At 69.2% G+C, this 21,206-nt stretch carries 22 protein-coding genes, 3 tRNA genes and 2 pseudogenes; 16 read left to right on the top strand and 11 right to left on the bottom strand.

Annotated features, from left to right (window positions below):
- The first annotated feature begins 5 nt into the window (after positions 1–5).
- Positions 6–714 (top strand): annotated as a pseudogene (gene hemQ, locus AC1QRC_RS13470) (hydrogen peroxide-dependent heme synthase).
- A gap of 3 nt (positions 715–717) precedes the next feature.
- Here hemQ and msrB read toward each other — a convergent pair.
- The 4 genes from msrB to AC1QRC_RS13450 form a co-directional block, all read right to left on the bottom strand.
- Positions 718–1,155 carry a peptide-methionine (R)-S-oxide reductase MsrB gene (msrB, locus tag AC1QRC_RS13465; RefSeq protein ID WP_484203795.1) on the bottom strand — a complete coding sequence of 146 codons (438 nt, stop codon included), beginning with the start codon at positions 1,153–1,155 and terminating at the stop codon, positions 718–720.
- A gap of 49 nt (positions 1,156–1,204) precedes the next feature.
- A complete protein-coding gene (gene clpX / locus AC1QRC_RS13460; protein ID WP_484203794.1) occupies positions 1,205–2,482 on the bottom strand; it encodes an ATP-dependent Clp protease ATP-binding subunit ClpX in 1,278 nt (425 codons plus the stop codon).
- Positions 2,479–2,847 carry a ClpX C4-type zinc finger protein gene (locus AC1QRC_RS13455; RefSeq protein ID WP_484203793.1) on the bottom strand — a complete coding sequence of 123 codons (369 nt, stop codon included), beginning with the start codon at positions 2,845–2,847 and terminating at the stop codon, positions 2,479–2,481. Before AC1QRC_RS13455 ends, clpX begins: the two co-directional genes overlap by 4 nt.
- 86 nt (positions 2,848–2,933) lie before the next feature.
- On the bottom strand, positions 2,934–3,125 hold the full coding sequence (locus tag AC1QRC_RS13450) for a hypothetical protein (protein WP_484203792.1): 192 nt from the start codon (positions 3,123–3,125) through the stop codon (positions 2,934–2,936).
- A gap of 103 nt (positions 3,126–3,228) precedes the next feature.
- On the opposite strand from AC1QRC_RS13450, the gene ligD reads away from it, so the two are divergent.
- The 3 genes from ligD to AC1QRC_RS13435 all read left to right on the top strand — a co-directional run bounded on the left by ligD (position 3,229) and on the right by AC1QRC_RS13435 (position 6,633).
- Entirely contained in the window at positions 3,229–4,326 is a 1,098-nt protein-coding gene (gene ligD, locus AC1QRC_RS13445) for a non-homologous end-joining DNA ligase (protein WP_484203791.1), read from the top strand.
- Between the two features lie 62 nt (positions 4,327–4,388).
- Positions 4,389–5,399, top strand: coding sequence for an ATP-dependent DNA ligase (locus AC1QRC_RS13440; RefSeq protein WP_484206645.1), 1,011 nt, complete (start codon positions 4,389–4,391; stop codon positions 5,397–5,399).
- A gap of 25 nt (positions 5,400–5,424) precedes the next feature.
- Complete coding sequence (locus AC1QRC_RS13435) at positions 5,425–6,633, top strand: alpha/beta hydrolase (RefSeq protein ID WP_484203789.1); 1,209 nt, start codon at positions 5,425–5,427, stop codon at positions 6,631–6,633.
- On the opposite strand, the gene AC1QRC_RS13430 is transcribed toward AC1QRC_RS13435, so the two are convergent.
- On the bottom strand, positions 6,623–7,348 hold the full coding sequence (locus AC1QRC_RS13430) for a dihydrofolate reductase family protein (protein WP_484203788.1): 726 nt from the start codon (positions 7,346–7,348) through the stop codon (positions 6,623–6,625). The genes AC1QRC_RS13435 and AC1QRC_RS13430 overlap by 11 nt on opposite strands.
- 65 nt (positions 7,349–7,413) lie before the next feature.
- On the opposite strand from AC1QRC_RS13430, the gene AC1QRC_RS13425 reads away from it, so the two are divergent.
- On the top strand, positions 7,414–8,316 hold the full coding sequence (locus AC1QRC_RS13425; RefSeq protein WP_484203787.1) for a polyphosphate kinase 2 family protein: 903 nt from the start codon (positions 7,414–7,416) through the stop codon (positions 8,314–8,316).
- 9 nt (positions 8,317–8,325) lie between these two features.
- Here AC1QRC_RS13425 and AC1QRC_RS13420 read toward each other — a convergent pair whose 3' ends face one another.
- From AC1QRC_RS13420 to AC1QRC_RS13410, 3 genes are all read right to left on the bottom strand, one after another.
- Entirely contained in the window at positions 8,326–8,664 is a 339-nt protein-coding gene (locus AC1QRC_RS13420) for a hypothetical protein (RefSeq protein ID WP_484203786.1), read from the bottom strand.
- The gene (locus tag AC1QRC_RS13415) at positions 8,643–9,527 is read right to left on the bottom strand and encodes a hypothetical protein (RefSeq protein ID WP_484203785.1); all 885 of its coding nucleotides are present in this window, start codon (positions 9,525–9,527) and stop codon (positions 8,643–8,645) included. Before AC1QRC_RS13415 ends, AC1QRC_RS13420 begins: the two co-directional genes overlap by 22 nt.
- A 156-nt stretch (positions 9,528–9,683) precedes the next feature.
- A complete protein-coding gene (locus AC1QRC_RS13410) occupies positions 9,684–10,460 on the bottom strand; it encodes a hypothetical protein (RefSeq protein WP_484203784.1) in 777 nt (258 codons plus the stop codon).
- Positions 10,461–10,673: 213 nt separating this feature from the next.
- Between AC1QRC_RS13410 and AC1QRC_RS13405 the strand changes: the two genes are divergently transcribed.
- The 4 genes from AC1QRC_RS13405 (at position 10,674) to AC1QRC_RS13390 (ending at position 12,049) form a co-directional block, all read left to right on the top strand.
- Positions 10,674–11,672 carry a YihY/virulence factor BrkB family protein gene (locus tag AC1QRC_RS13405; protein WP_484203783.1) on the top strand — a complete coding sequence of 333 codons (999 nt, stop codon included), beginning with the start codon at positions 10,674–10,676 and terminating at the stop codon, positions 11,670–11,672.
- Positions 11,673–11,778: 106 nt separating this feature from the next.
- Positions 11,779–11,851 (top strand) — tRNA-Gly (locus AC1QRC_RS13400).
- Between the two features lie 27 nt (positions 11,852–11,878).
- Positions 11,879–11,949 (top strand) — tRNA-Cys (locus AC1QRC_RS13395).
- A gap of 28 nt (positions 11,950–11,977) precedes the next feature.
- Positions 11,978–12,049, top strand: a tRNA-Val gene (locus tag AC1QRC_RS13390).
- 416 nt (positions 12,050–12,465) lie between these two features.
- On the opposite strand, the gene AC1QRC_RS13385 is transcribed toward AC1QRC_RS13390, so the two are convergent.
- Positions 12,466–12,804, bottom strand: a complete 339-nt coding sequence (locus AC1QRC_RS13385) for a histone-like nucleoid-structuring protein Lsr2 (protein ID WP_484203782.1) — start codon at positions 12,802–12,804, stop codon at positions 12,466–12,468.
- Positions 12,805–13,687: 883 nt separating this feature from the next.
- Here AC1QRC_RS13385 and AC1QRC_RS13380 point away from each other — a divergent pair.
- The 5 genes from AC1QRC_RS13380 (at position 13,688) to AC1QRC_RS13360 (ending at position 16,931) form a co-directional block, all read left to right on the top strand.
- Positions 13,688–14,401, top strand: coding sequence for a hypothetical protein (locus AC1QRC_RS13380; RefSeq protein ID WP_484203781.1), 714 nt, complete (start codon positions 13,688–13,690; stop codon positions 14,399–14,401).
- 71 nt (positions 14,402–14,472) lie between these two features.
- Positions 14,473–14,697: a hypothetical protein gene (locus tag AC1QRC_RS13375; RefSeq protein ID WP_484203780.1), complete on the top strand. Its 225-nt coding sequence runs from the start codon at positions 14,473–14,475 to the stop codon at positions 14,695–14,697.
- A 150-nt stretch (positions 14,698–14,847) separates the two neighbouring features.
- Positions 14,848–15,228 carry a hypothetical protein gene (locus tag AC1QRC_RS13370; protein ID WP_484203779.1) on the top strand — a complete coding sequence of 127 codons (381 nt, stop codon included), beginning with the start codon at positions 14,848–14,850 and terminating at the stop codon, positions 15,226–15,228.
- A 259-nt stretch (positions 15,229–15,487) separates the two neighbouring features.
- A complete protein-coding gene (locus AC1QRC_RS13365; protein WP_484203778.1) occupies positions 15,488–16,342 on the top strand; it encodes an IS110 family RNA-guided transposase in 855 nt (284 codons plus the stop codon).
- Positions 16,343–16,490: 148 nt separating this feature from the next.
- The gene (locus AC1QRC_RS13360) at positions 16,491–16,931 is read left to right on the top strand and encodes a hypothetical protein (protein WP_484203777.1); all 441 of its coding nucleotides are present in this window, start codon (positions 16,491–16,493) and stop codon (positions 16,929–16,931) included.
- Positions 16,932–17,066: 135 nt separating this feature from the next.
- On the opposite strand, the gene AC1QRC_RS13355 is transcribed toward AC1QRC_RS13360, so the two are convergent.
- Positions 17,067–17,543, bottom strand: a complete 477-nt coding sequence (locus AC1QRC_RS13355; protein ID WP_484203776.1) for a hypothetical protein — start codon at positions 17,541–17,543, stop codon at positions 17,067–17,069.
- Between the two features lie 555 nt (positions 17,544–18,098).
- Here AC1QRC_RS13355 and AC1QRC_RS13350 point away from each other — a divergent pair.
- Positions 18,099–18,614: pseudogene (locus AC1QRC_RS13350) on the top strand (IS3 family transposase); the annotation flags it as partial.
- A gap of 543 nt (positions 18,615–19,157) precedes the next feature.
- On the top strand, positions 19,158–20,030 hold the full coding sequence (gene ygiD / locus AC1QRC_RS13345) for a 4,5-DOPA-extradiol-dioxygenase (RefSeq protein WP_484203775.1): 873 nt from the start codon (positions 19,158–19,160) through the stop codon (positions 20,028–20,030).
- Positions 20,031–20,058: 28 nt separating this feature from the next.
- On the opposite strand, the gene AC1QRC_RS13340 is transcribed toward ygiD, so the two are convergent.
- Positions 20,059–21,168 (bottom strand): alcohol dehydrogenase catalytic domain-containing protein, encoded by a 1,110-nt coding sequence (locus AC1QRC_RS13340; protein ID WP_484203774.1) that lies wholly within the window; start codon positions 21,166–21,168, stop codon positions 20,059–20,061.
- Positions 21,169–21,206 lie beyond the last annotated feature (38 nt).

Below are 21,206 nucleotides of genomic sequence, written 5' to 3'. Positions count from 1 at the left end.
GGGACATGAGCGAGCACTCCGAGCCCACCCCCGCCGAGGCGGAGCGGATCAACAGCGAGATCCGCTACGCGATGTACTCCGTGTTCCGCACCGTCGCCCCGCTCGGCGCCGACCGCGCGGGCCTGGCCACCGAGGTCTCGGAGCTGTTCGAGGGGCTCGCGGGGGAGGGCGTGGTGGTGCGGGGGATCTACGACGTGTCCGGGCTGCGGGCCGACGCCGACTTCATGATCTGGTGGCACGCCGACAACGTCGAAGCGCTGCAGGCGGCCTACCAGCGGCTGCGGCGCACCGGCGCTGGGCGCCTCGCTGGAGCCGGTGTGGAGCAACGTCGGCCTGCACCGGCCGGCGGAGTTCAACCGGGGTCACGTGCCGGCGTTCCTCAGCGGGGAGGAGCCGCGCACCTACGTTTGCGTCTACCCGTTCGTGCGCTCCTACGACTGGTATGTCCTGGAGGAGTCGGACCGGCGCGACATGCTCCGCGAGCACGGCCTGGCGGCCCGCGACTACGCCGACGTGCGGGCCAACACCATCTCCTCGTTCGCACTCGGGGACTACGAGTGGCTGCTGGCCTTCGAGGCCGACGAACTGCACCGGATCGTGGATTTGATGCGCGAGCTGCGCGCGGTCCGGGCACGGATGCACGTGCGGGAGGAGATCCCGTTCTTCACCGGGCCGCGGGTCGAGGTGGCCGAGCTGGTCGACCGCCTCCCGTAGGGGTCAGTTGCCCTTCGGGGTCAGCGTCAGGCTGATCGAGTTCATGCAGAAGCGCTGGTCGGTCGGGGTGTCATAGCCCTCACCCTCGAAGACGTGACCGAGGTGGGACCCACAGGTGGCGCACCGCACCTCGGTGCGGACCCGCCCCAGCGAGCGGTCCTCGAGGTACTCCACGCGGTCCTCGGCAAGCGGGGCGTAGAAGGAGGGCCACCCGCAGTGGCTCTCGAACTTGGTCTCGCTGCGGAAGAGCTCGGCGCCACACGCGCGGCAGGAGTAGACGCCCTCGGTCGTGGTGTCGGTGTACTCGCCGACGAACGGACGCTCTGTCCCCGCCTGCCGGAGCACGGCGTACTCCTCGGCGGAGAGCTGCTCGCGCCACTCCTGGTCACTCTTGGTGACCGCGTAGTCGGGCGTGGGTCGGGTGCTGGGGGAGTCGCTCATGGTGCTGCCAACGCTACGCCTGCCGCAGTCCTTCCCCGCGCCCGGTGGGTCAGGCCGACTTACCCTTCGGGCGCCGCTTGCCCTCGGTGGTGGTGTCGCGGCGGACGATGGTGGGGTTGACGTTGTCGAGGACGACTTCGCGGGTGATGACGACGCGGGCGATGTCGTCCTCGGAGGGCACGTCGAACATGACCGGGCCCAGGACTTCTTCCAGGATCGCGCGCAGCCCGCGGGCGCCGGTGGCCCGCAACAATGCCTGGTCAGCGATCGCGGCGACGGCCTCGTCGGTGAACTCCAACTCCACGTTGTCGATCGCGAACATCCGCTGGTACTGCTTGACCAACGCGTTGCGCGGCTCGGTCAGGATCGCGACCAACGCGTCCTGGTCCAACGGTGCGACCGTGGTGATCACCGGCAACCGGCCGATGAACTCCGGGATCAACCCGAACTTCATCAGGTCCTCGGGCAACACCTCACCCAACCGTTGCGCATCATCCTTGGCCTGGTGCAACGTCGCACCAAACCCCAACCCCTGCTTCCCCGCCCGCGCCTCGATGATCTTCTCCAACCCCGCGAACGCCCCACCCACGATAAACAACACGTTCGAGGTATCGATCTGGATGAACTCCTGATGCGGATGCTTACGCCCACCCTGCGGCGGCACCGAGGCCGTCGTCCCCTCCAGAATCTTCAACAACGCCTGCTGCACCCCCTCACCCGAGACATCCCGGGTGATCGAAGGGTTCTCACTCTTACGACTGATCTTGTCGATCTCATCGATATAGATGATCCCGGTCTCGGCCTTCTTCACATCGAAATCGGCCGCCTGGATCAACTTCAACAAGATGTTCTCCACGTCCTCCCCGACATACCCCGCCTCCGTCAACGCGGTCGCGTCCGCGATCGCGAACGGCACATTCAACATCCGCGCCAACGTCTGCGCCAGATACGTCTTCCCACACCCCGTGGGACCAATCAACAAAATATTCGACTTCGCGATCTCGACCGCGTCCTCCCCCTTACCCGGCCCACCCCCGACCCCGGCCTGGATCCGCTTGTAATGGTTATACACCGCCACCGCCAACGCCCGCTTCGCCGGATCCTGCCCCACCACATACTCACCCAGGAACCCAAAAATCTCCCGCGGCTTGGGCAACTCCCCCAACCCCAACTCCGAAGACTCCGCCAACTCCTCCTCAATAATCTCCGTGCACAGCTCGACACACTCGGTGCAGATGTACACCCCCGCCCCGGCGATCAGTCGGCCGACCTGCTTCTGGGTCTTGCCGCAGAAGGAGCAGGTGGGCTGGTCGTTGCGCGTGGTCATGAGACAACCTCCCGGTGGAAGCGGGTCCAGGCGGATTGGCGGGTCATTCCGAGGCCGCTGCCGATGCGTTCCCAGGTCACCGAGCGGCGGCGCAATTCGGTCACCCACTGCTGGAGGCCGTCCTCGGCCTGGTCGGCGACCGCCCGCATCCGCGGCAGCCGCAGCAGCATCTCCTCCTCGCTCATCGAGTCCCACGGCAGCACCTGCGTGCTGGCTGGATCGGGGGAGTGACCGGGCCGCTGATCCAGGATCTGGGAGCAGAGCCGGACGCAGTCGTCGCAGATGTTGATTCCCGGTCCGGCGATGAGGGCCTGGGTCTCGGGCTCGAGCCTCATGCAGAACGAGCAGCTCCGGCTGTCGGTCACGTGTCCTCCTGGTGGGCGGGTGGCGCTGGGACCGACGCTAACCTGTCAGCCTGCAACTGACAACGTTGCCTCTCGTCGGTGTGTCGCTAGGCAGGCCCGTCGGTGCCAGCGGGAGGGCCGCTCGTGGAGGGGCCGCTCGCAGGAGGGCCGTCGCCGGGGCGGGCGGCTTCGCGTCGCCGCCGGGCCACCTGGAGGACGACCAGGGCAACGATCATGGCGAGCAGGATCACGGCCGTGACCGCGACGAAGATGATCACGACGTTCGACAGGACGCTCACCGGCGGATCACCTTCCTGGTCGGGCACTGGGCACGTGCACTCCTGTGCACCCCTCGAGGCTAACCCGGGGGTGCTGCGCCCGCTCGGTCGGCGGGGTGTCGGCGTGGCGGGATACGGTGCCTTCATGGTGGCGACGGCGACGACGTTGCAGGTCCCCGGCCCGGAGGGCGGGCGCAGCGTCCGCCTGTCCAGCCCCGACCGGACGATCTGGCCGGCCACCGCGGCGGGGCCCGCGGTGACCAAGGCCGACCTGGCGGACTACGTGGTGGCGCTGGGAGAGCCGCTGCTCCGGGTGCTGGGTGATCGCCCGGTGACGTTGCAACGGTTCCCCGGCGGCATCGAGGGCGAGTCCTTCTACTCCAAGAACCCGCCCAAGGGGTTGCCGGAGTGGGTGCGCACCACGACGTGCACCTACCCCTCCGGGCGCAGCCATCCCCAGCTGGTCGTCGACGAGGTGGCCACGGCCGTGTGGGCGGTGCAGATGAACACCATCACCTTCCACCCCTGGCCGGTCCGCAGCGCCGACAACGACCACCCCGACGAGCTGCGCATCGACCTGGACCCCCAGCCGGGACGGGACTTCGGCGACGTCGTGACCGTGGCGCTCGGGCTGCGTGACCTGCTGCAGGAGCTCGGTCTCACGCCGTTCGTCAAGACCTCCGGCAGCCGCGGGCTGCACGTCTTTGCCCGGATCGTCGCCGACCGCGAGTTCCTCCAGGTGCGGCACGCCGTGATCGGCATCGCGCGGGAGCTGGAGCGGCGGCTGCCGGATCTGGTGACCTCGGCGTGGTGGAAGGAGGAGCGCGGCGAGCGGATCTTCGTCGACTTCAACCAGGCGACCCGGGACCGCACGATCGCCTCGGCCTGGAGCCCGCGGCCACTCCCCGGCGCGCCGGTGTCGACGCCGGTGGAGTGGGATGAGCTGCCCGGGCTGGACCCGGGCGCGTTCACCGTGCACACCGTGCCGGGCCGGGTGGCCGAGCGGGGCGACCCCTGGGCCGGGATGGACGACACCGCGGCCCCGCTGGACCAGGCGTTCGCACTCTGGGAGGCGGACCTCGCACGGGGCCTGGGCGAGATGCCGTTCCCGCCCGACCACCCCAAGATGCCCGGCGAGCCCCGCCGGGTGCAGCCCAGCCGCAAGCGGCACGACATACCCGATGACATCCCTGATGACCCTCCGGGTCGGGCACAGGAGTGAGCCGATGGACCTGCCCGTGATGCCCCCCGTGAAGCCGATGCTGGCCAAGCCGGTCTCGGCCGATCCCGCCCGGCCAGTGCTACGAGCCGAAGTGGGACGGATTCCGGTCGATCATCTTCCGCGACGGCGACGAGGTGGAGATCGGCTCCCGCAACGAGAAGCCGATGACCCGATACTTCCCGGAGGTCGTCGAGGCGGTGCTGGCCGGATTCCCCGACCGGGCCGTGGTCGACGGCGAGATCGTGCTGGTCGACACCGCGGCCAACCGGTTGGACTTCGAGGGCCTGCAGCAGCGGATCCATCCGGCCCGGTCCCGGGTCGAGAAGCTGGCCGCCGAGACGCCCGCGAGTTTCGTGGCGTTCGACCTGCTGGCGCTGGGCGACGAGGACCTCACCGACCAGCCGCTGGCGCAACGGCGGGCCCGGTTGGAGGAGGCGTTCGCCGGGGTGGAGCCCCCGCTCTACCTGACGCCGCTGACCCGCGACACCACGACCGCGCAGGAGTGGTTCGAGCAGTTCGAGGGCGCCGGACTGGACGGACTCATCGCCAAGGACCCGGAGGGCACCTACCAGCCGGACAAGCGGGTCCTGTCCAAGATCAAGCACGTGCGCACGGCCGACTGCGTGGTCGCCGGCTACCGCGTGCACAAATCGGGGCCGGACGCGATCGGGTCGTTGCTGCTCGGGATCTACGACGAGGACGGGCAGCTGGCCAGCGTGGGGGTGGTTGGGGCGTTTCCGATGGCGCGGCGCAAGGAGCTGTTCACCGAGCTGCAGGACCTGGTGACCGACTTCGAGGGTCACCCGTGGGACTGGGCGGCACACCTGGCGGGGGAGCGCACCCCGCGCAAGAACGAGACCAGTCGGTGGAACGCCGGCAAGGACCTGTCCTTCGTCCCGCTGCGCCCCGAACGGGTCGTCGAGGTCCGCTACGACTACATGGAGGGCAGCCGCTTCCGGCACACGGCCCAGTTCGTGCGGTGGCGCCCCGACCGCGACCCGCTCAGCTGCACCTACGACCAGGTGGAGCGCCCGGTCTCCTTCGACCTGGCCGACGTCCTGACCAGCGGATGAGGCCCCATCTGTCACCATGGGCCCCGTGAGCAACATCGCAGGGACGGTGCGGTCGGCGACGCGCGCCGCCGGCCCCAAGGTTGCGGCCACGGCCGCCGTGGGTGCCGTCGGTGTCGGCGTCACCAGTGCCCTGGCGTCCCTGGGCGCAGCCACCTACTTCGCCCGCCGCGTCGTCACGCCCGAGCACGAGAAGAGGGACGACAGCTGGGTGCTGGAGGCGGGGGAGGACTCCGTCACGCTGCGCGCCGCGCCGCACACTCTGTCACCCGGCCGCTACGGGTTGTGGCTGGACGGTGGGCGCGGCCACGCCCGGCTCGGGGAGGTCCTCTCCCAGGACCTGTCGCCCCGCCGCGCGCTGGACCGCACTGTCACCCGGGAACTGCACGGCGTGGACTCCGGGGTGCTGGACACCGGCCCCGCCCGCTGGAACTCCTACTACTACGCCGGCGACCCCGGCTCCGCGCTCGGGCTCGACTTCGACGAGGTCATGGTGACTTCCGACATCGGCGAGCTGCCCGCGTGGCGGGTGCCGCCCGAGCAGGCGACCGGCCGTTGGGCGATCCTGGTGCACGGCCGCAGCGCCCGGCAGGAGGAGACGCTGCGCGCGATGCCGCTGCTGCACCGGCTCGGCTACACCTGTCTGGCACCCAAGTACCGCAACGACCTGGGGGCCCCGCCGAGCAGTGACGGCCGCTACAACCTGGGAATGTCGGAGTGGCGTGACGTGGAGGCCGCCATCCGGTATGCCGTGGGGCACGGTGCGCGCGACATCGTCCTCTTCGGCTGGTCGATGGGTGGGGCGGTCGTGCTGCAGACCCTGAACAGGTCCGGCCTGTCCGACTGGGTGGACGCGGTGGTGCTGGACTGCCCGGTGATCGACTGGGGCGACGTGCTGTCCCACCAGGCCGACCTCAACAAGCTGCCGCGGTCCATGGCGATCCTGGCCAGCACCCTGATGGGCCGCCGCTGGGCTCGGCCCCTGGTGGGGGTTTCCGAGCCGATCGACCTCACCGTGGCCAACTGGGTCGAACGGGCCGAGGAGCTGGTGCACCCGATGCTGGTCATCCACTCCCGCACCGACGCGATGGTCCCCTACGGGCCGTCGGAGCGGCTGGCCGCACGGCGGCCGGACCTGGTCACCCTGCACCTATGGGACGGTCCGCTGCACTGCCGGGAGTGGAACACCGACAGCGACACGTGGGAGCGGCAGGTCGCCGACTTCCTCACGAGGTGAGGCGGTAGCGCAGCAGCAGGTCGCCGTCGGCGTGCAGCACCTGGGTGGGCGTGGCGCCGACTCCCAGCGGCATAGCCTCCACGACCCGCGGACCGGTCCCTCCGGTCAGCGTGGGGCGCACCGTGAGGCACAACTCGTCGACCACTCCCGCCCGCACCCACTCCCCGAACAGGTGGGGACCGCCCTCGCACAGCACCCGCTTGAGTCCGAGAGCGCGCAACCGTGCGACCGCCTCGTCGGGCGGCACCGCGTCCGCACCGCACACCAGCACCGCGGCGTCACCGAGCCGGTCGACCAGCGCGGCCCGCGGGGTCGCGGAGGGGCACACCACGAGGAGGGCGCCTGCGTTCTCGTCATCCGCCACCAGCCGGTCCGGCAGGTCGCCGGAGGCGGTGACCACGGCCAGGGTGGGGTGGGTGGCCAGTCCTGCCGACTCCCGGGCGGCCCGCAGCGCCGCCCCAGCGGTCCGCAACCGGGTGTAGCTCTCCTGGCGTGCGGTGCCCGCCCCGACCACGACCACGTCGGCGTGGCTCCGGAGCACCTCGAACACCCGCTGGTCGGCGGGGGAGTTGATGCTGCCGGAGCGGTCGTCCGCACCGGTGGCATGACCGTCCAGCGTCGTGACGAAGTTGGCGCGGACCCACGGTCCCGGCGGCACGGCATACAGCTCCCGCAGTGCGTCTTGCGGCGGCTCGGAGGGGACCCAGGTGACCATCGCCCCATGGTGGCCCACCGGAGTGGGACCTGTCGCGGCGCGGGTCCGGGTGCCACGATGGCCCCATGGCGAAGAAGTCGGAGAAGAAGTCGAAGAAGGCCGGGAAGAAGACGAAGAAGGGCGGACAGGCGTCCGCCACCCCGTTCAGCGACGCTTTGCGGGTGGGCGAGGGCTTCGTGCTGGCCGACCTCGACCCGCGCAGCACCCCGGCGTTCGGGGGAGGCAAGAGCGAGGGGGTGGACGCCCTGCTGGCGGCGGACGAGGAGCTGGACGGGCTGCAGGAGCGCCTCTACGCCCAGGGCACCGCCGGGAGCGCCCGGAACGTGCTGCTGGTCATCCAGGGGATGGACACGGCCGGCAAGGGCGGCATCATGCGCCACGTGGTCGGCTCGGTCGACCCGCAGGGGGTGGACCTGACGGCGTTCAAGGCCCCGACGAAGGAGGAGTTGGCCCACCCGTTCCTGTGGCGGATCCGCAAGGCGCTGCCCGGGCCGGGCAAGATCGGGGTGTTCGACCGCTCCCACTACGAGGACGTCCTCATCGTCGCGGTCCACGACCTGGTGCCGCCCGCCCAGTGGAAGCGCCGCTACCGCACTATCAACGACTTTGAGCGTGAGCTGGTCGAGGGTGACACCACCCTGATCAAGGTGATGCTGCACATCTCCAAGGACGAGCAGGGGGAGCGTCTGGCCGAGCGCCTCGAGCGTCCGGACAAGTACTGGAAGTACAACCCCGGTGACGTCACCGAGCGGGGCCACTGGGGGGACTACCAGGCCGCCTACCAGGAGGTTCTGGACAAGTGCTCGCCCCCGGAGGCGCCGTTCTACGTCGTTCCGGCCGACCGCAAGTGGTATGCCCGATTGGCCGTCCAGCAGCTCCTGCTGGAGCACCTGCGGGCCCTGGACCTGACCTGGCCGGAGGCCGACTTCGACGTGGCGCAGGAGCAGGAGCGGCTCGCCGACAGCTGAGCGGTCAGGTCAGGACAGCTCCTCCCGCGGGGTGCCGGTGAGCACAACGACCGAGCGGGGCGGCACCTCGTGGGTGGCCCCGGTGAGCCACGGCGGGTCGTCCTCGCCCCACTGCCCGGTGGTGTCCACGACCACCGACCAGCTGGTGGCGTCGATCCCGTCGGGGACGGTGAACTCGACCGGCTCGTGGTGGGCGTTGAACAGCAGGAGGAACGTGGTCGTCGACGACCGGGCGCCCGTTGGCGTCCGGGCGCGGCGATCGCCTGGCCGTTGAGGAAGACCATGATGCGAGCGGGCGTAGCCGTTGGCCCACGCCTCCTCGTCCATCACCAGCCCGACGGGGCGCATACCAGACGATGTCGCCGAGCTCGCTCTGACCGCCGTGCGCGGCGTCCCCGGCGAAGAACCGGCGGCGCCGGAAGCACCGGGTGGGTGCGCCGCAGGTCGATCAGGCGGGTGGCGAAGTCCAGCAGGTCGTTCTGCCACGGGTCCAGGTCCCAGTCCATCCAGGCGATCTCGTTGTCCTGGCAGTAGGCGTTGTTGTTGCCGCCCTGGGTGCGGCCGAGCTCGTCGCCGTGCAGCGAGCATCGGCACGCCCTGGCTGACAGCAGCAGCGTGGCCAGGAAGTTGCGTCTGCTGGCGCAGCGCGCAGCGCGTTGACCTGCGGGTCGTCGGTCGGGCCCTCCGACGCCGCAGTTCCACGACCGGTTGTGGCTCTCGCCGTCGCTGCCGCCCTCGCCGTTGGCCTCGTTGTGCTTGTCGTTGTAGGAGACCAGGTCGCGCAGCGTGAACCCGTCGTGGGCGGTGACGAAGTTGATCGAGGCGATCGGCCGTGCGCCCGGACGTGCTCGTACAGGTCGGAGGAGCCGGTGATGCGGGAGGCGAACTCGCCGAGCGTCGCGGGCGTCGCCGCGCCAGAAGTCGCGCACGGTGTCGCGGTAGCTGGCCGTTCCACTCGGTCCACAGCGGCGGGAAGCTGCCGACCTGGTAGCCGCCCGTCGCCGAGGTCCCACGGCTCGGCGATCAGCTTGACCTGGGACACCACCGGGTCCTGCTGGATGATGTCGAAGAACGCGCGACAGCCGGTCGACCTCGTGGAACTGCCGGGCCAGCGTCGCCGCGAGGTCGAAGCGGAACCCGTCGACGTGCATCTCGGTGACCCAGTAGCGCAGCGAGTCCATGATCAGCTGCAGCACGTGCGGGCTGCGCATGAGCAGGCGAGTTGCCGGTGCCGGTGGTGTCGAAGTAGTGCGCGCGGGTCGTCGTCGCACCAGCCGGTAGTAGGCGGCGTTGTCGATGCCCGCGGAACGACAGCGTCGGGCCCAGGTGGTTGCCCTCGGCGGTGTGGTTGTAGACCACGTCGAGGATCACCTCGATGTCGGCCTCGTGCAGGGCCTTGACCATGCGCCTTGAACTCCGTGCACCTGCTGGCCCCGGCGTGCCGTTGGCGGCGTACGCGTTGTGCGGGGCGAGGAAGCCGATCGTGTTGTAGCCCCAGTAGTTGCGCAGGCCGCTGCTCCATGCAGGTGGTGGTCCTGGACGAACTGGTGCACCGGCATCAGCTCGACGGCGGTGACGCCGAGGTCCGTGAGGTGCTCGATCATCGCCGGGTGTCCCAGCGCCGGCGTAGGTGCCGCGCGATCGCGTCGGGGATGTCGGGGTGCGGTCATCGTCAGCCCCTTGCACGTGGGCCTCGTAGATGACGCGTGTCGTGCGTACGTCGTGCCGCGGCGGCCGGTCGTGCCCCCAGTCGAAGAACGGGGTTGACCACGACCGAGAGTCATCGTGTGCGGCGGCCGAGTCGTCCTCGTTGATCTCGCGGCGTCGGCGGTCCTCGAAGTCGGTAGGAGAACAGCGACGGGTCGCCGTCGATCTGTCCGTCGATCGCCTTGGCGTAGGGGTCCAGCAGCAGCTTGGCCGGGTTGCAGCGGTGGCCCGCGGTCAGGGTCGTAGGGGCCGTGCACCCGGAAGCCGTAGCGCTGGCCGGGCCTGACAGTCGGGCAGGTAGCGCGTGCCACACGTGGCGCGTCGACCTCGGTCAGCGCGATGCGCGCGTCTCGCGCGCCGTCGTCGTCGAACAGGCACAGCTCGACGCCGGTCGCGACCTCGGAGAACAGCGCGAAGTTCGTCGCCGGAGCCGTCATAGGTCGCGCCGAGCGGGTAGGGCTTGCCGGGCCAAATGTCCATACAGGGTTCTTTCCTCGGGTTGTGCAGGGGAGTGCGACCACCGTGTCGACGGCCCATCATCCCGTATGCCGACGCTCTCCCGCGCGTTCCACCGCACCCGTGCGGTCGGCTGGCTACCGTAGGGGGGTGCCGAACCGTGCTGACCTGCCCGGACGCGGGGGTGCCGACGCATGGTGAACGTGCGCCGCGCTGCCTACCGTGTCCTGCGACCGATCCCGGGCGCGGTCCCGTTGGTGCGGCTCGTCGCCGAGACGGTGCGGATCGCCTTCCGCTACCGGGTGACGGGGCTGTCGGCCGAGGCGGCGTTCTTTATGTTGCTGTCGATGCCTCCGCTGCTGCTGGGTCTGATCGCGGGGGTCGGCTTCATGTCCGAGTGGATCGGCGCGGTCGCCCTGTCGAACGTGACGGATGCTATCGAGGAGTGGTCCACGCGGTTCCTGACCCCCGAGGTCGTCGAGCAGCTGATCATGCCCACCGTCGAGGACACCCTGCAGGGCGGGCGTGCCGACCTGTTGTCCATCGGGTTCGTCCTCTCACTGTGGTCCGGGTCCCGGGCCCTGCACGTGTTCATGGACACCATCTCGATCATGTACGGCCAGACCGGCATCCGCGGCATCATCGGGTCCCGGGTGCTGAGCCTGTCGCTGTATGCCGGGTCGATCCTGTTCGGCTCGATCGTCTTCCCGCTGGTGCTGATCGGGCCCAACCTGCTCTCCAGTTGGCTGCCGAGCCAAGTGGAGCCGGTCCTCGTGGCCTACTGGCCGGTGGTCGGGGTGTCCGCCCTGGTCGGGCTCACGGCGCTCTACCACTTCGCCACCCCGCAGAAGTCCCCGTTCGTGCGGGACGTGCCGGGCGCAGTGGTGGCGGCCGTCATCATCGTGGTGGCCTCGGCCCTCCTGCGGGCCTGGGCGGTGGTCGCGATTGGCGGCGCCACGATCTTCGGGCCGCTCACCGCCCCGATCATCGCCCTGATTTGGTTCTACCTCATCGCCCTGGCCATCCTCATCGGGGCCGCCACCAACGCCGCGATCCGCCGGCTCTGGCCGCCGCCGGAGTACCGCGGCCCCATCGTCCGGGCCAACGAGTGGTGGGACCAGCGGCGCTCGGCCGACGACCCGCCAGCGCCCCGGCACACGCTCACCCGGGTGGACCGGCACGAGCCGGAATGACGCGTGCGGGCGGCGGTGGACGGGGCCCGACACCCCGGATTTGGGGCAGCGGCCACCCTTCGGATAAAGTTCCGTGACGCCCCAGGGGGAGACCTGAGGGGCAGACGCGGACGTAGCTCAGTTGGTAGAGCGCAACCTTGCCAAGGTTGAGGTCGCCGGTTCGAGACCGGTCGTCCGCTCTGAGGCAGCATCACCTGATGCCTCGCGGTGGAGTGGCCGAGAGGCGAGGCAACGGCCTGCAAAGCCGTCTACACGGGTTCAAATCCCGTCTCCACCTCGCAGCTGGACACCACACCGGCACGCCCGGGCGATTGGCGCAGTGGTAGCGCGCTTCCTTGACACGGAAGAGGTCACTGGTTCAAACCCAGTATCGCCCACCCGCATGTAAGGGCCTCTGAGCAGCGGAAACGTTGCTCAGAGGCCCTTCTCCTTTCTGGACCGTGCCAGATACGTGCCAGATGGATCGGTGGCTGGCGCCGGTGAGGCGCCGAGCTCGATGACTGTCCGCGACCCATCCCAGCGGGAGTTGGGCTTTCATCCCGGCTCAGACGTCCCGAGGCGGTCCACAAGGGCTCCAACACGCACTGCTACACCCAGGGCGCCTGTAGAAGGCCGAGTCCTGCGCAGGGACCGCCGGCTGGCCCGCCGTTCGCTGTCGCGCATCCGGTCATGTCCCGGGCGCGCCGGCATCGCAGAATTTGAGTCGATGCCAGATCAGCCCTCGTGTGGTGCACTGTGTCCGAGCCGCGACCGCCCCGGGTGGCCGTGCCACCGGGGCTGTCATGAAGCCGGGTCAGTTGGCCGCGTGGTACGCGTCCTGGACTTCCTGGGAGATTCGGCCGCGGCTCGACACCTTGTAGCCGTTCTTCCTGGCCCACTCGCGGATCTTGCGAAGCTGCTCGCGGTCGGTCGAGGCGCTGCTTTGGGCGGCCCCTGACTGGCGACGGCCACCGACACGTCGTGCGGCGTCGGTGTACTTCTGCATGCTGTTGGCGAACTCGTCCGCCTCCTGCTGCGAGAGGTCGATCTCGAATTCAGCGCCAAGAAAGCCGAACCTGACGGTCTGACCGTCGTCGCCGAGCTCCTGACCGGTGAGATCTGAGACGAGGATGGTGTGTACCTGCTGCGCCACTATGGCTCCTACGGGGTTGATGGATGATCGCCCAAGATCCTATGCGTAGGAACTGCGCTACGAACCGTCTTGCGTGATCCGGTCCCGGTGGCCGGGTCACCTGCCGAAAGAAGACAAGTCGCGCAGGAGGTGCGTGCCTTGCGTTCACAGCGGCATGGTCGGACGCTACGCGTTCACAGCGGCATGGTCGGACGCTACGCGACCACAGCGGCATGACCGGATGCTTGTCGCTGGGCTACGCGCCGGTGATTTCGACGGGTGCGTCGTTGCGGGCCTGTGGACCCAGCCCTTGTCATAGTCGCGCCCCGCGGGGGGTCAGTGGTCCCTGCTTCGGGATCACTGGTGGTGACTTCAAGCCTCTCGCCTCTCATCAGGCGGCGCGCCACCCGGACAGGCCGTTCAGCCGCGTACGCAGAACGTGACCTGGGCGTGACCCACGGGGCGGCTCCGCGCAGCACACTGGACTCCACAGGGAGGTGCCGGGTGCGACGGACATGGTCAGCACGACGTGGGTGGCGAACACCTGGTCAGGTGGGGGCTGGGGCGCTTCTGTCGGGGATGTTGCTGGTGGGCGCCTGTGGGACGCAGATGGGGGCAGGGCCAGGGGTGTCAGACGGAACCCCCGCCGCCACGACGGAGGGCATTGCCGGCTTCCCGGCGTGCGCCGACGTGCCCCAGTTTCGGGCCGACGAGTCGCTCTACCGGGACGAACCGGTCTACGGCAACGCAGACGAGCTGGTCCAGGACGTTCACGAGTGGGCGGCCGCGCAACCTGGATTTGTCGAGCTCGGGCTGGACCGGGAACGCAACGGGTGGGTGACGGTCTGGATCAAGGACGCCGGCGTCGAGGCCATGTCTGAGCAGATCGCCGAGCGCTGGCCCGGTGAGGGGATCGGTGGTCGTGGAGGTGCCCTGGACGGTCGGCGAGCTGCAGTCGCTCGTCACCGAGGTCACTGCGGCCCTGGACCAGGCCGGCGTGCGCTCGGGCGGGAGCGCGCTGATGCCGCACCATGGCGTGGCCGAGATCGGCCTCGGCGTGATCACGCCAGAAGCCGAGGAGGTCCTGGCCCAGTTCGTCGGGCGTCCCCTTTGCATCGAGGGCATCCCCGCTAATGCTGCACCTAAGGAAAGGGATCAGCCGCTCGCTGGTGAGGGCTGGCGTCTGCTCGGGGAGGACGAGACGGGCGAGGCCTACCGCTCGGGGGTGGCTACGACGGATGCTCAGCTGGACCAGTTGTGGGCGCAGGCCGGTCTCCAGGGCGAGCCCTCGACCGTCGAGTGGGAAAGCGAGATCGCCGTGTGGTTCGGTGCGGTCTACGGGAGCGGGTGCCCGGTACGGATGGATGGCGTGATTGTCGAGGGCGACCTGCTGCACGCGGACCTGGTGGTCCCCAACGCGGTGTACGGCTGCCCGGCTGACGCCAACCCGCACACCTTCATCGTGGCGGTGCAGCGGCAGCTGCTGCCCGAAGGGCCTTTTTCCGAGTGCAGCTCGAGGCTCGCGATCCCTATCCCGGCACCGCGGAGGAGCGCACCGTCGTCGACGTCGACCTGTCCGCGCCCGGAAGCACCGCCACCGACGAGCAGCTGCACCTAGACCCGACGCTGGTCATACCTGCCCAGCCCCCGCTCGTCACGGACGGCGATGCGCTGCACAGTGACGAAGCGGTGCGGTACGTCTACCGCGACGACCCAGGGTGCGAAGTTCCCACCCTCGGCCCACTCGGCGGAGCCGTCTGGCGGCTGGCCGACCGGGAGGCGCCCTGGGACGTGGAGAACGGTGAAGAGCTCACCCTCTATCCACTTGGCGGCGAGGATGACCAGATCATCGCCTCCACCCAGCAGATGGACTGGATCTTCGCGCGGCTCCCCCAGGGCAACACCTGCCCCTGAGTCCGCCGCAGTATTCAACTCCGAACGCAGCCTTAAGCGCCTTCGTGTCCCTGCGAAGCTGGTTCACGCTGTGAGTGGCACGACAGGACGCAATCTCCATGCGGCAAATCCGGACGTCCTCCGCGACTGCCCCGATGGCACCATATGCCTGTGGATGCGGTTCTTCGACAGGCGCTCGAGCCGATCCTGCGCGACCTCAAGCGCGGCGGCCTGGACGAACCGAGGATCGAGGATCGCGACTGGACTGGTGACTCCGAAACCACCTCGGCCATGTTGTGGAGCATCGACGGCAGCGGCTCCGGCGTCTCGGTGCTGCTCTCCGAGACACCATCTGAACGAATCGCGGACATGGCGGACCAGGTCCAGCAGTGGGCGATCGAGGATCAGTTGTGGCGCGCCGGGGCAACGAACTGGCCGCGCTGCCCTGCTCACCCAAACGCCCACCCGCTGCAGGCAGCCGCTGTCAACGACGCAGCCGTCTGGGTGTGCCCCCAGAACCGCGACGTTGTTGCCCAGATCGGGGAAGTCTGAAGGGTGCCAGTCGCCTGCCGCACCGCGGCTACTAGGAGACTTGGCGTCATGATCGGGTCGGGCCAGACTCGGTCTAGGTGCCCGGCGGGACGCTCCCTATCGCGGCTGCCCACCCTGTATGGGGGTGTGGCTCTCTCTTGGACTGTGCCTCGTCGGGCACCGCCTGACGAGGCGTGGCTCAAGAGGGGATTGCCCTGCTCGTAGTAGCACTGCCCACCTCGCCGTTCCTTATATCGGTTCGAGGCGCCTGTTGGGGGCGATGAGCATGGCAGAGGTCATCATCGGGGTCGACCCCCACAAGCTGTCCGCGACGATCGAGGTCGTGGACCGTCAGGAACGGCTGGTCGCGACCGGCCGGTTCGACACCGACCAGCGCGGGTACACCGCGATGCGGTCCTACGTGCGCACCTTCCGCCACCGTCTCTGGGCGGTCGAGGGCGCCAACGGCACCGGGCGCCCGTTGGCCCAGCGCCTGGTGGAGGACGGCAAACGCGTCGTCGACGTGCCTGCCAAGCTGGCCGCCCGGGTCCGGTTGTTCGACACCGGGCACAACCGTAAGACCGACGCCCTGGACGCCCACTCCATCGCTGTCGTCGCCGTGCGCACCCCGGGGTTGCGGGTGGTGCACCGCGACGGTGAGCTCGAGGCGCTGCGGATGCTCGCGGACCGCAGGGACGAGCTGTCCCGCCTGCGCGTGCAGACGGTCAACCGGCTGCAACGGCTGCTCGGTGAGTTGATCCCGGGCAAGCGGAAGCGGGACCTGTCGGCGTTGCAGGCCAAGAAGATGCTGGCCGGGATCCGCCCTCGTGACGTGGCCGGGCGGACGCGGCGGCGGATGGCGGTCGAGGAGCTGGCTGACCTGGTCGCCGTCGACGCCAAGCTCAAGGCGCTCAAGGCCGAGCTGAAGGCCGCGGTCCTGGCCCGCGGGTCGCACCTGATGGACATCCATGGAGTCGGCCCAGCCGGCGCGGCCCGGATCCTGGCCGACACCGGCGACGTCGCCCGCTTCCCCACACGGGCGCGGTTCGCGTCCTGGACTGGGACAGCGCCGTTGGACGCCTCCTCCGGACAGCAGATCCGACACCGCCTCTCCCGGCGGGGAACCGGCGGATGAACCACGTGCTGCACATCGCCGCGACCGTGCAGCTGCGCAACAACACCGAGGGCCGGGCCTACTTCGACCAGCAAGGTCGCCGCCGATTGACCGAGCGCGGTTCGGCATGAGCGTGAGCAGCCCACGGGTGGTCTGGGAGCATGCCTGCATGGAGCGACCCGTCACTCGATTCGTCGGCGTATCAAGCTTCCCCGGAAGAAGCGTTGAGGAGGTCACCCCGTATGAGTTCCTCACCGACCACGGCGTACGGGTCTACCTCCATGACACCGACTACCTCGGGTTCGAGCGGCCATCAGCGACGGACCTGACGCTCTACTTCGCTTTCGACCCGGAATGGATCCCAAGCGCTGCTCGGGATACCCCTGTCGTCGCGGTGGCGTTCGCAGACGTTCAATATCGCCCTCATCCCATGGCGCACACTCAGCCACCGGAAAGCGACCGTCCGCCACGCTTTGTGTACAGCCTCGACTGGGACGGGATGGACGGGTTCGCGCTCGATACCACTGAGACCCTGCTTGCGTTCACCTCCTCACGCATGGCCGTGAGCCTTCTGCCGGCGGCGCCGGAGCAACTGCAGCTAAAACCCTGACCTCGCGGAAGCGGACGCCCTCGTCGCGGCATGACCGGACGTTGCTCAGCCACTGCATCGGCCACGGGATGATCCCGCGTTCGATTCCGATCCGAGGGTCAGGTGACACCGGGGGTTGTGGCGATTCGCGTCTAGCTAGAGGTCGGGCCGCACCGCCCGAACGGCCGACAGCAGTCCCTCGGGCCGCTGCAGCCCCACCGTGTACTTGTGGCCGTTGCGCATGGTCAGCTGCACCGCGTTTCCCTTGCGCAGGGCCAGGACAGTGGCGCCATCGATCTGGCCCACTCCAAGGACGCCCATCTGTGCTAAAGGGTTCACTTCGACCCGTTGCAGTGTGGAGATTTCTCGCAGGCTGACCCTCTTGCGCCACACGGGAAAGAGACGCAGTCGCAATTCCGCAGCCGTGACCTCGACCACTCCGTGGATCACCAGGATCAGGCTCGTGACGCCCAGCCCTATGACGAGCCCGACCGTTCGATTCAGCGCCGACATGGGTTCGGTCACGGCAGCGTAGACGACGAGCCCGGCCACCACGACCGCGCCAAGGCGGACAGCCCACTGGAGTGGGGCAGGGAGGAAGAGCTTCTCCTGGAAGGCGGCCACATCGCTCACCGACCCTAGATTAACGCGAGGCCTACACCGGGCCGGCAGCACTAGAGTGGCCACGCTCCAGGCGGCAAGAGCGGATGCCTTCGCACAGCCGCCGGTGCGTGCGACGAGTGCTTCCGTCCTCCACGCGGCGCCATCGGACGCCCAGCAGGCGGGCGCCCCCGGGGCGGCAATCAGTTACCCCTCGGCGCCCGAGGCGTGGATTACTGCACCCCCTCACCGGCCCTTCGCGTCTCCCCCGCCCGACTACCCAGGGACTGAAGATCCCGTAAGGCCCTCGGTATGGTGAGGAACCGTCCACGTGGACGGTGAGCCGCCCAGCGCCTGCCTCCAGGCCGCAGACATGCCCAATAGGAGCAAGCATGGTATGCCCGATCTGTCTCGCGCGACCGGCTGTTACTGAGGAGCATGTGTGGCCGAGGTGGTACCTGGGCCGTATGGACAAAGCCGGACCACCGCCGCTTGGAAGCTCCCTGGGCGGTGATCGGTGACTTGGCTAGACACCGCCACCGTCACCGCTCAGGGGCTCAACTCATGGATGACACGAGCAAGGGGTGGGGGCGGGAGATCCTCCAGCGGGCGGCCAAGTATTTCGCCGGGGAGACGCGCTGGTGAGTCGCTTCCAGTTCGTCGCCGACAACTCCGCCACCTTCGAGGTGAAGCGACTGTGCGAGCTGGTCGAGATCGAGCGCTCCTCCTACTACGCCTGGCTGGCCGGCAGCCCCGGCACGCGAGCCGAGCGGGCTCGGGCCGATGCCGAGCTGCGCGACGCGGATCCGGGCGGTGCATGCCGGGGACAACACCCAGGGGGCGCCGCGGATCACCGCCGAGCTCAACGACAGCGCGCCTGCCAGGCGAGCGGGTGAACCACAAGCGGGTCGCGCGGGTGATGCGGCTTGACGGGCATCCGTGGCTACGTGAAGAAGCGTCGGGTGCGGACCACGATCCCCGAGCCGTCGGGGCAGAAGTACCCCGACCTGCTCAAGCGGGACTTCACCGCCGAGCGCGCCCAACGAGCGCTACGTCGGGGACATCACCTACCTGCCGCTGGCCGACGGGACCAACCTGTACCTCACTTTTACTTGGCCACCAGCGGGGACCTCACCTGGCCACCAGTGGGGACTTTGCCACGGCCATGGACACCGGTGTAACGAGCCTGAACTCGATCAGAAGGCAGCCTGCGCACAGAGCCGAAGCCCGCCCTCCTGCCGCGGGCATTGCCGCCGCCGGCGCGTGGTGCCGTGTTCGTCACGGGAGGGACTCCCGGGAGCGGGCCGGATCTGAGGGTCGTGCCAGATTCGTGCCAGATACGTGCCAGAACGACGGTGCATCTGTGACCATGACTGTCCCCATCTGACCTCCCAGCCTCCGCTTGTTTTCGCAGGTCAGAACGCTATCAGGACTGGTCAGGGGATCTCAAGATTGAGTACGTGAACCAGTTTCAAACCCAGTATCGCCCACCAACACAAGACAGCCCCTGCCCTGTACACGCAGGCCGGGGGCTTCGTCGTTCTCGGAGCGGCGTGCCAGATTCGTGCCAGACCCGACTGTTGCAGAGGCGACCGTGAGTGCCACGAGGCCGTGCGTGCAACGAGCCGGTGCCCTAGGGTCAGTGCCATGAGCACGATGCCGGCTGCTTTCCTCGGTCACGGCAACCCTATGAACGCCCTGGAGCGAAACCGCTACACGGAGGCGTGGCGGTTGTTTGGTCAGTCGGTGCCGCGGCCCAAGGCGATCCTGGTGATCTCGGCGCACTGGTACACCAATGCCACCGCGGTGACCTCCATGCCGCGGCCCCGGACCATCCATGACTTCTACGGCTTCCCGCAGGAACTCTTCGACGTGCAGTACCCGGCGCCGGGGGCCCCGGATGTTGCCGACCTGGTCGCCGACGTGGTGAAACCGACGTGGGTCGGCCAGGACATCGACTCCTGGGGGATCGACCACGGCACCTGGTCGGTCCTGCTGCACGCCTTCCCGGACGCCTCGATCCCGGTGGTGCAACTCTCGCTGAACGCCTTCAAGGACATGGACCACCACCTTGAGCTCGGCCGCAAACTAGCCCCGCTGCGTGACGAGGGTGTCCTCATCGTGGGCAGCGGCAACATCGTGCACAACCTGCGTGCGGTCGACTTCAGCAAGCCGGATGCCGGATACGACTGGGCATTGCGCTTCGACGAGGTGGCGCGGGACGTCCTGCAGAGCGACGACCCGACGCGGGTTGCGGCCCTGGACCGGCACGCCGACTTCGACGCTGCGGTCCCGACCCCGGACCACTACCTGCCCCTGCTCTATGTCGCGGGCCTTGCCGACAACCAGCCGATGGACCTGCTGGTCGACGGGCACGCGGCAGGGTCGATCTCGATGGCCGCCTACACCCTCGGGCTCGACCGGGACCTGTCGGCAGACCTGGACGCGGCGCTCAGCGCGCAGGGCGCTGCGGACCTGCCCGACGGCTTCCCCGCCCCGGCGCTCGACTGCAACCTCTGACGCTCCCGGGAAGCACCAGGGCTGGGTGTCAGCCCGGGAACTCGATGATCTGCCGGATGGCCTCCCCGTCGGCCAGGTGGTCCATCGCCCCGTTGATGTCGTCCAGGCCGATCGTGTCGGAGACCAGGTGCTCCACCGGCAGCCGGCCCTCCCGCCACATGTCGACGAAGACAGGGATGTCGCGTTCCGGGACCGCCGAGCCCAGGTAGCTGCCCCGGATCGTGCGTCCCTCGGCGACAAGGCCCAGCGGGGAGATCTCGGCCAGCGCGCCGGGGGCCGGTAGGCCGACGGTGACGGTGGTGCCGCCCGCGGCGGTCGCGGCCACGGCCGACTCGAAGGCCCGCGCGTGCCCGACGGCCTCGATCACGACGTCACCCTTGACCCCGCTGTCGACCACCTCTTGAGGGGTCAGCGCGTCCGCGGCGCCGAGGCGCCGCGCCGCGTCCAGCTTGGCAGGGACGGCGTCGACACCGATCACGGTGCAGTCGTCTAGGCCGAGTCCGGTCAGCAGCGCGGCCATCCCGACGCCGCCCAGCCCCACGACCAGCACGGTCTGCCCCGGCTCGGGTGGCGCGGCGTTGATCAGCGCGCCGCCCCCGGTGAGCACGGCACACCCCATGACCGCGGCGACCTGGGCCGGGACGTCGCTGCCCACGGGCACCACCGAGCGCCGGTCCACCACGGCATACGAGGCGAACCCGGAGACACCCATGTGGTGGTGCACCGGGGTGCCGTCACGCTGGAGGCGCCGGCCGCCACCGAGCAGTTCCCCGGCGGTGTTGGAGGCGGTGCCCGGCACGCACGGCAACCGTCCGCCGGTGCCGCAGCCGGCACACTCCCCGCACCGCGGCAGGAACGTCATGATGACCCGCTGCCCCGGGGCGAGGTCGGAGCCGCCTTCGCCGACTTGCTCGACGATCCCGGCGGATTCATGGCCCAACAGCATCGGCACCGGGCGGGGCCGGTTGCCGTCGACGACGGAGAGGTCGGAGTGGCAGACGCCCGCTGCCTCAATCCGCACGAGCAGCTCACCGGGTCCCGGCGGGTCCAACTCCAGGTCGGACACGGTCAGGGGGACGCTGGACGCGTAGGGGCGCCCGCGGCCGATCTCCTCCAGGACAGCACCGCGGATCTGCACGCAGGTTCCTTCCGTATGCCGGGCAGGTGCCGGCGGGG

This window comes from Ornithinicoccus sp., from assembly GCF_057176825.1.
The sequence above is the reverse complement of the archived record's forward strand: the minus strand, read 5'-3'. Positions and strand labels throughout refer to the sequence as shown.

Excerpts from the sequence above, each read along its gene's own strand:
- AC1QRC_RS13425 (WP_484203787.1), top strand. The coding sequence starts at position 7,414 with ATGGCGAAGAAGTCGGAGAAGAAGTCGAAGAAGGCCGGGAAGAAGACG.
- AC1QRC_RS13360 (WP_484203777.1), top strand. The coding sequence starts at position 16,491 with ATGGAGCGACCCGTCACTCGATTCGTCGGCGTATCAAGCTTCCCCGGA.
- msrB (WP_484203795.1), bottom strand. The coding sequence starts at position 1,155 with ATGAGCGACTCCCCCAGCACCCGACCCACGCCCGACTACGCGGTCACC.
- AC1QRC_RS13365 (WP_484203778.1), top strand. The coding sequence starts at position 15,488 with ATGAGCATGGCAGAGGTCATCATCGGGGTCGACCCCCACAAGCTGTCC.
- ygiD (WP_484203775.1), top strand. The coding sequence starts at position 19,158 with ATGAGCACGATGCCGGCTGCTTTCCTCGGTCACGGCAACCCTATGAAC.
- clpX (WP_484203794.1), bottom strand. The coding sequence starts at position 2,482 with ATGACCACGCGCAACGACCAGCCCACCTGCTCCTTCTGCGGCAAGACC.
- AC1QRC_RS13430 (WP_484203788.1), bottom strand. The coding sequence starts at position 7,348 with ATGGTCACCTGGGTCCCCTCCGAGCCGCCGCAAGACGCACTGCGGGAG.
- AC1QRC_RS13410 (WP_484203784.1), bottom strand. The coding sequence starts at position 10,460 with ATGACGGCTCCGGCGACGAACTTCGCGCTGTTCTCCGAGGTCGCGACC.
- AC1QRC_RS13415 (WP_484203785.1), bottom strand. The coding sequence starts at position 9,527 with ATGCGCAGCCCGCACGTGCTGCAGCTGATCATGGACTCGCTGCGCTAC.
- AC1QRC_RS13420 (WP_484203786.1), bottom strand. The coding sequence starts at position 8,664 with ATGCGCCCCGTCGGGCTGGTGATGGACGAGGAGGCGTGGGCCAACGGC.
- AC1QRC_RS13405 (WP_484203783.1), top strand. The coding sequence starts at position 10,674 with ATGGTGAACGTGCGCCGCGCTGCCTACCGTGTCCTGCGACCGATCCCG.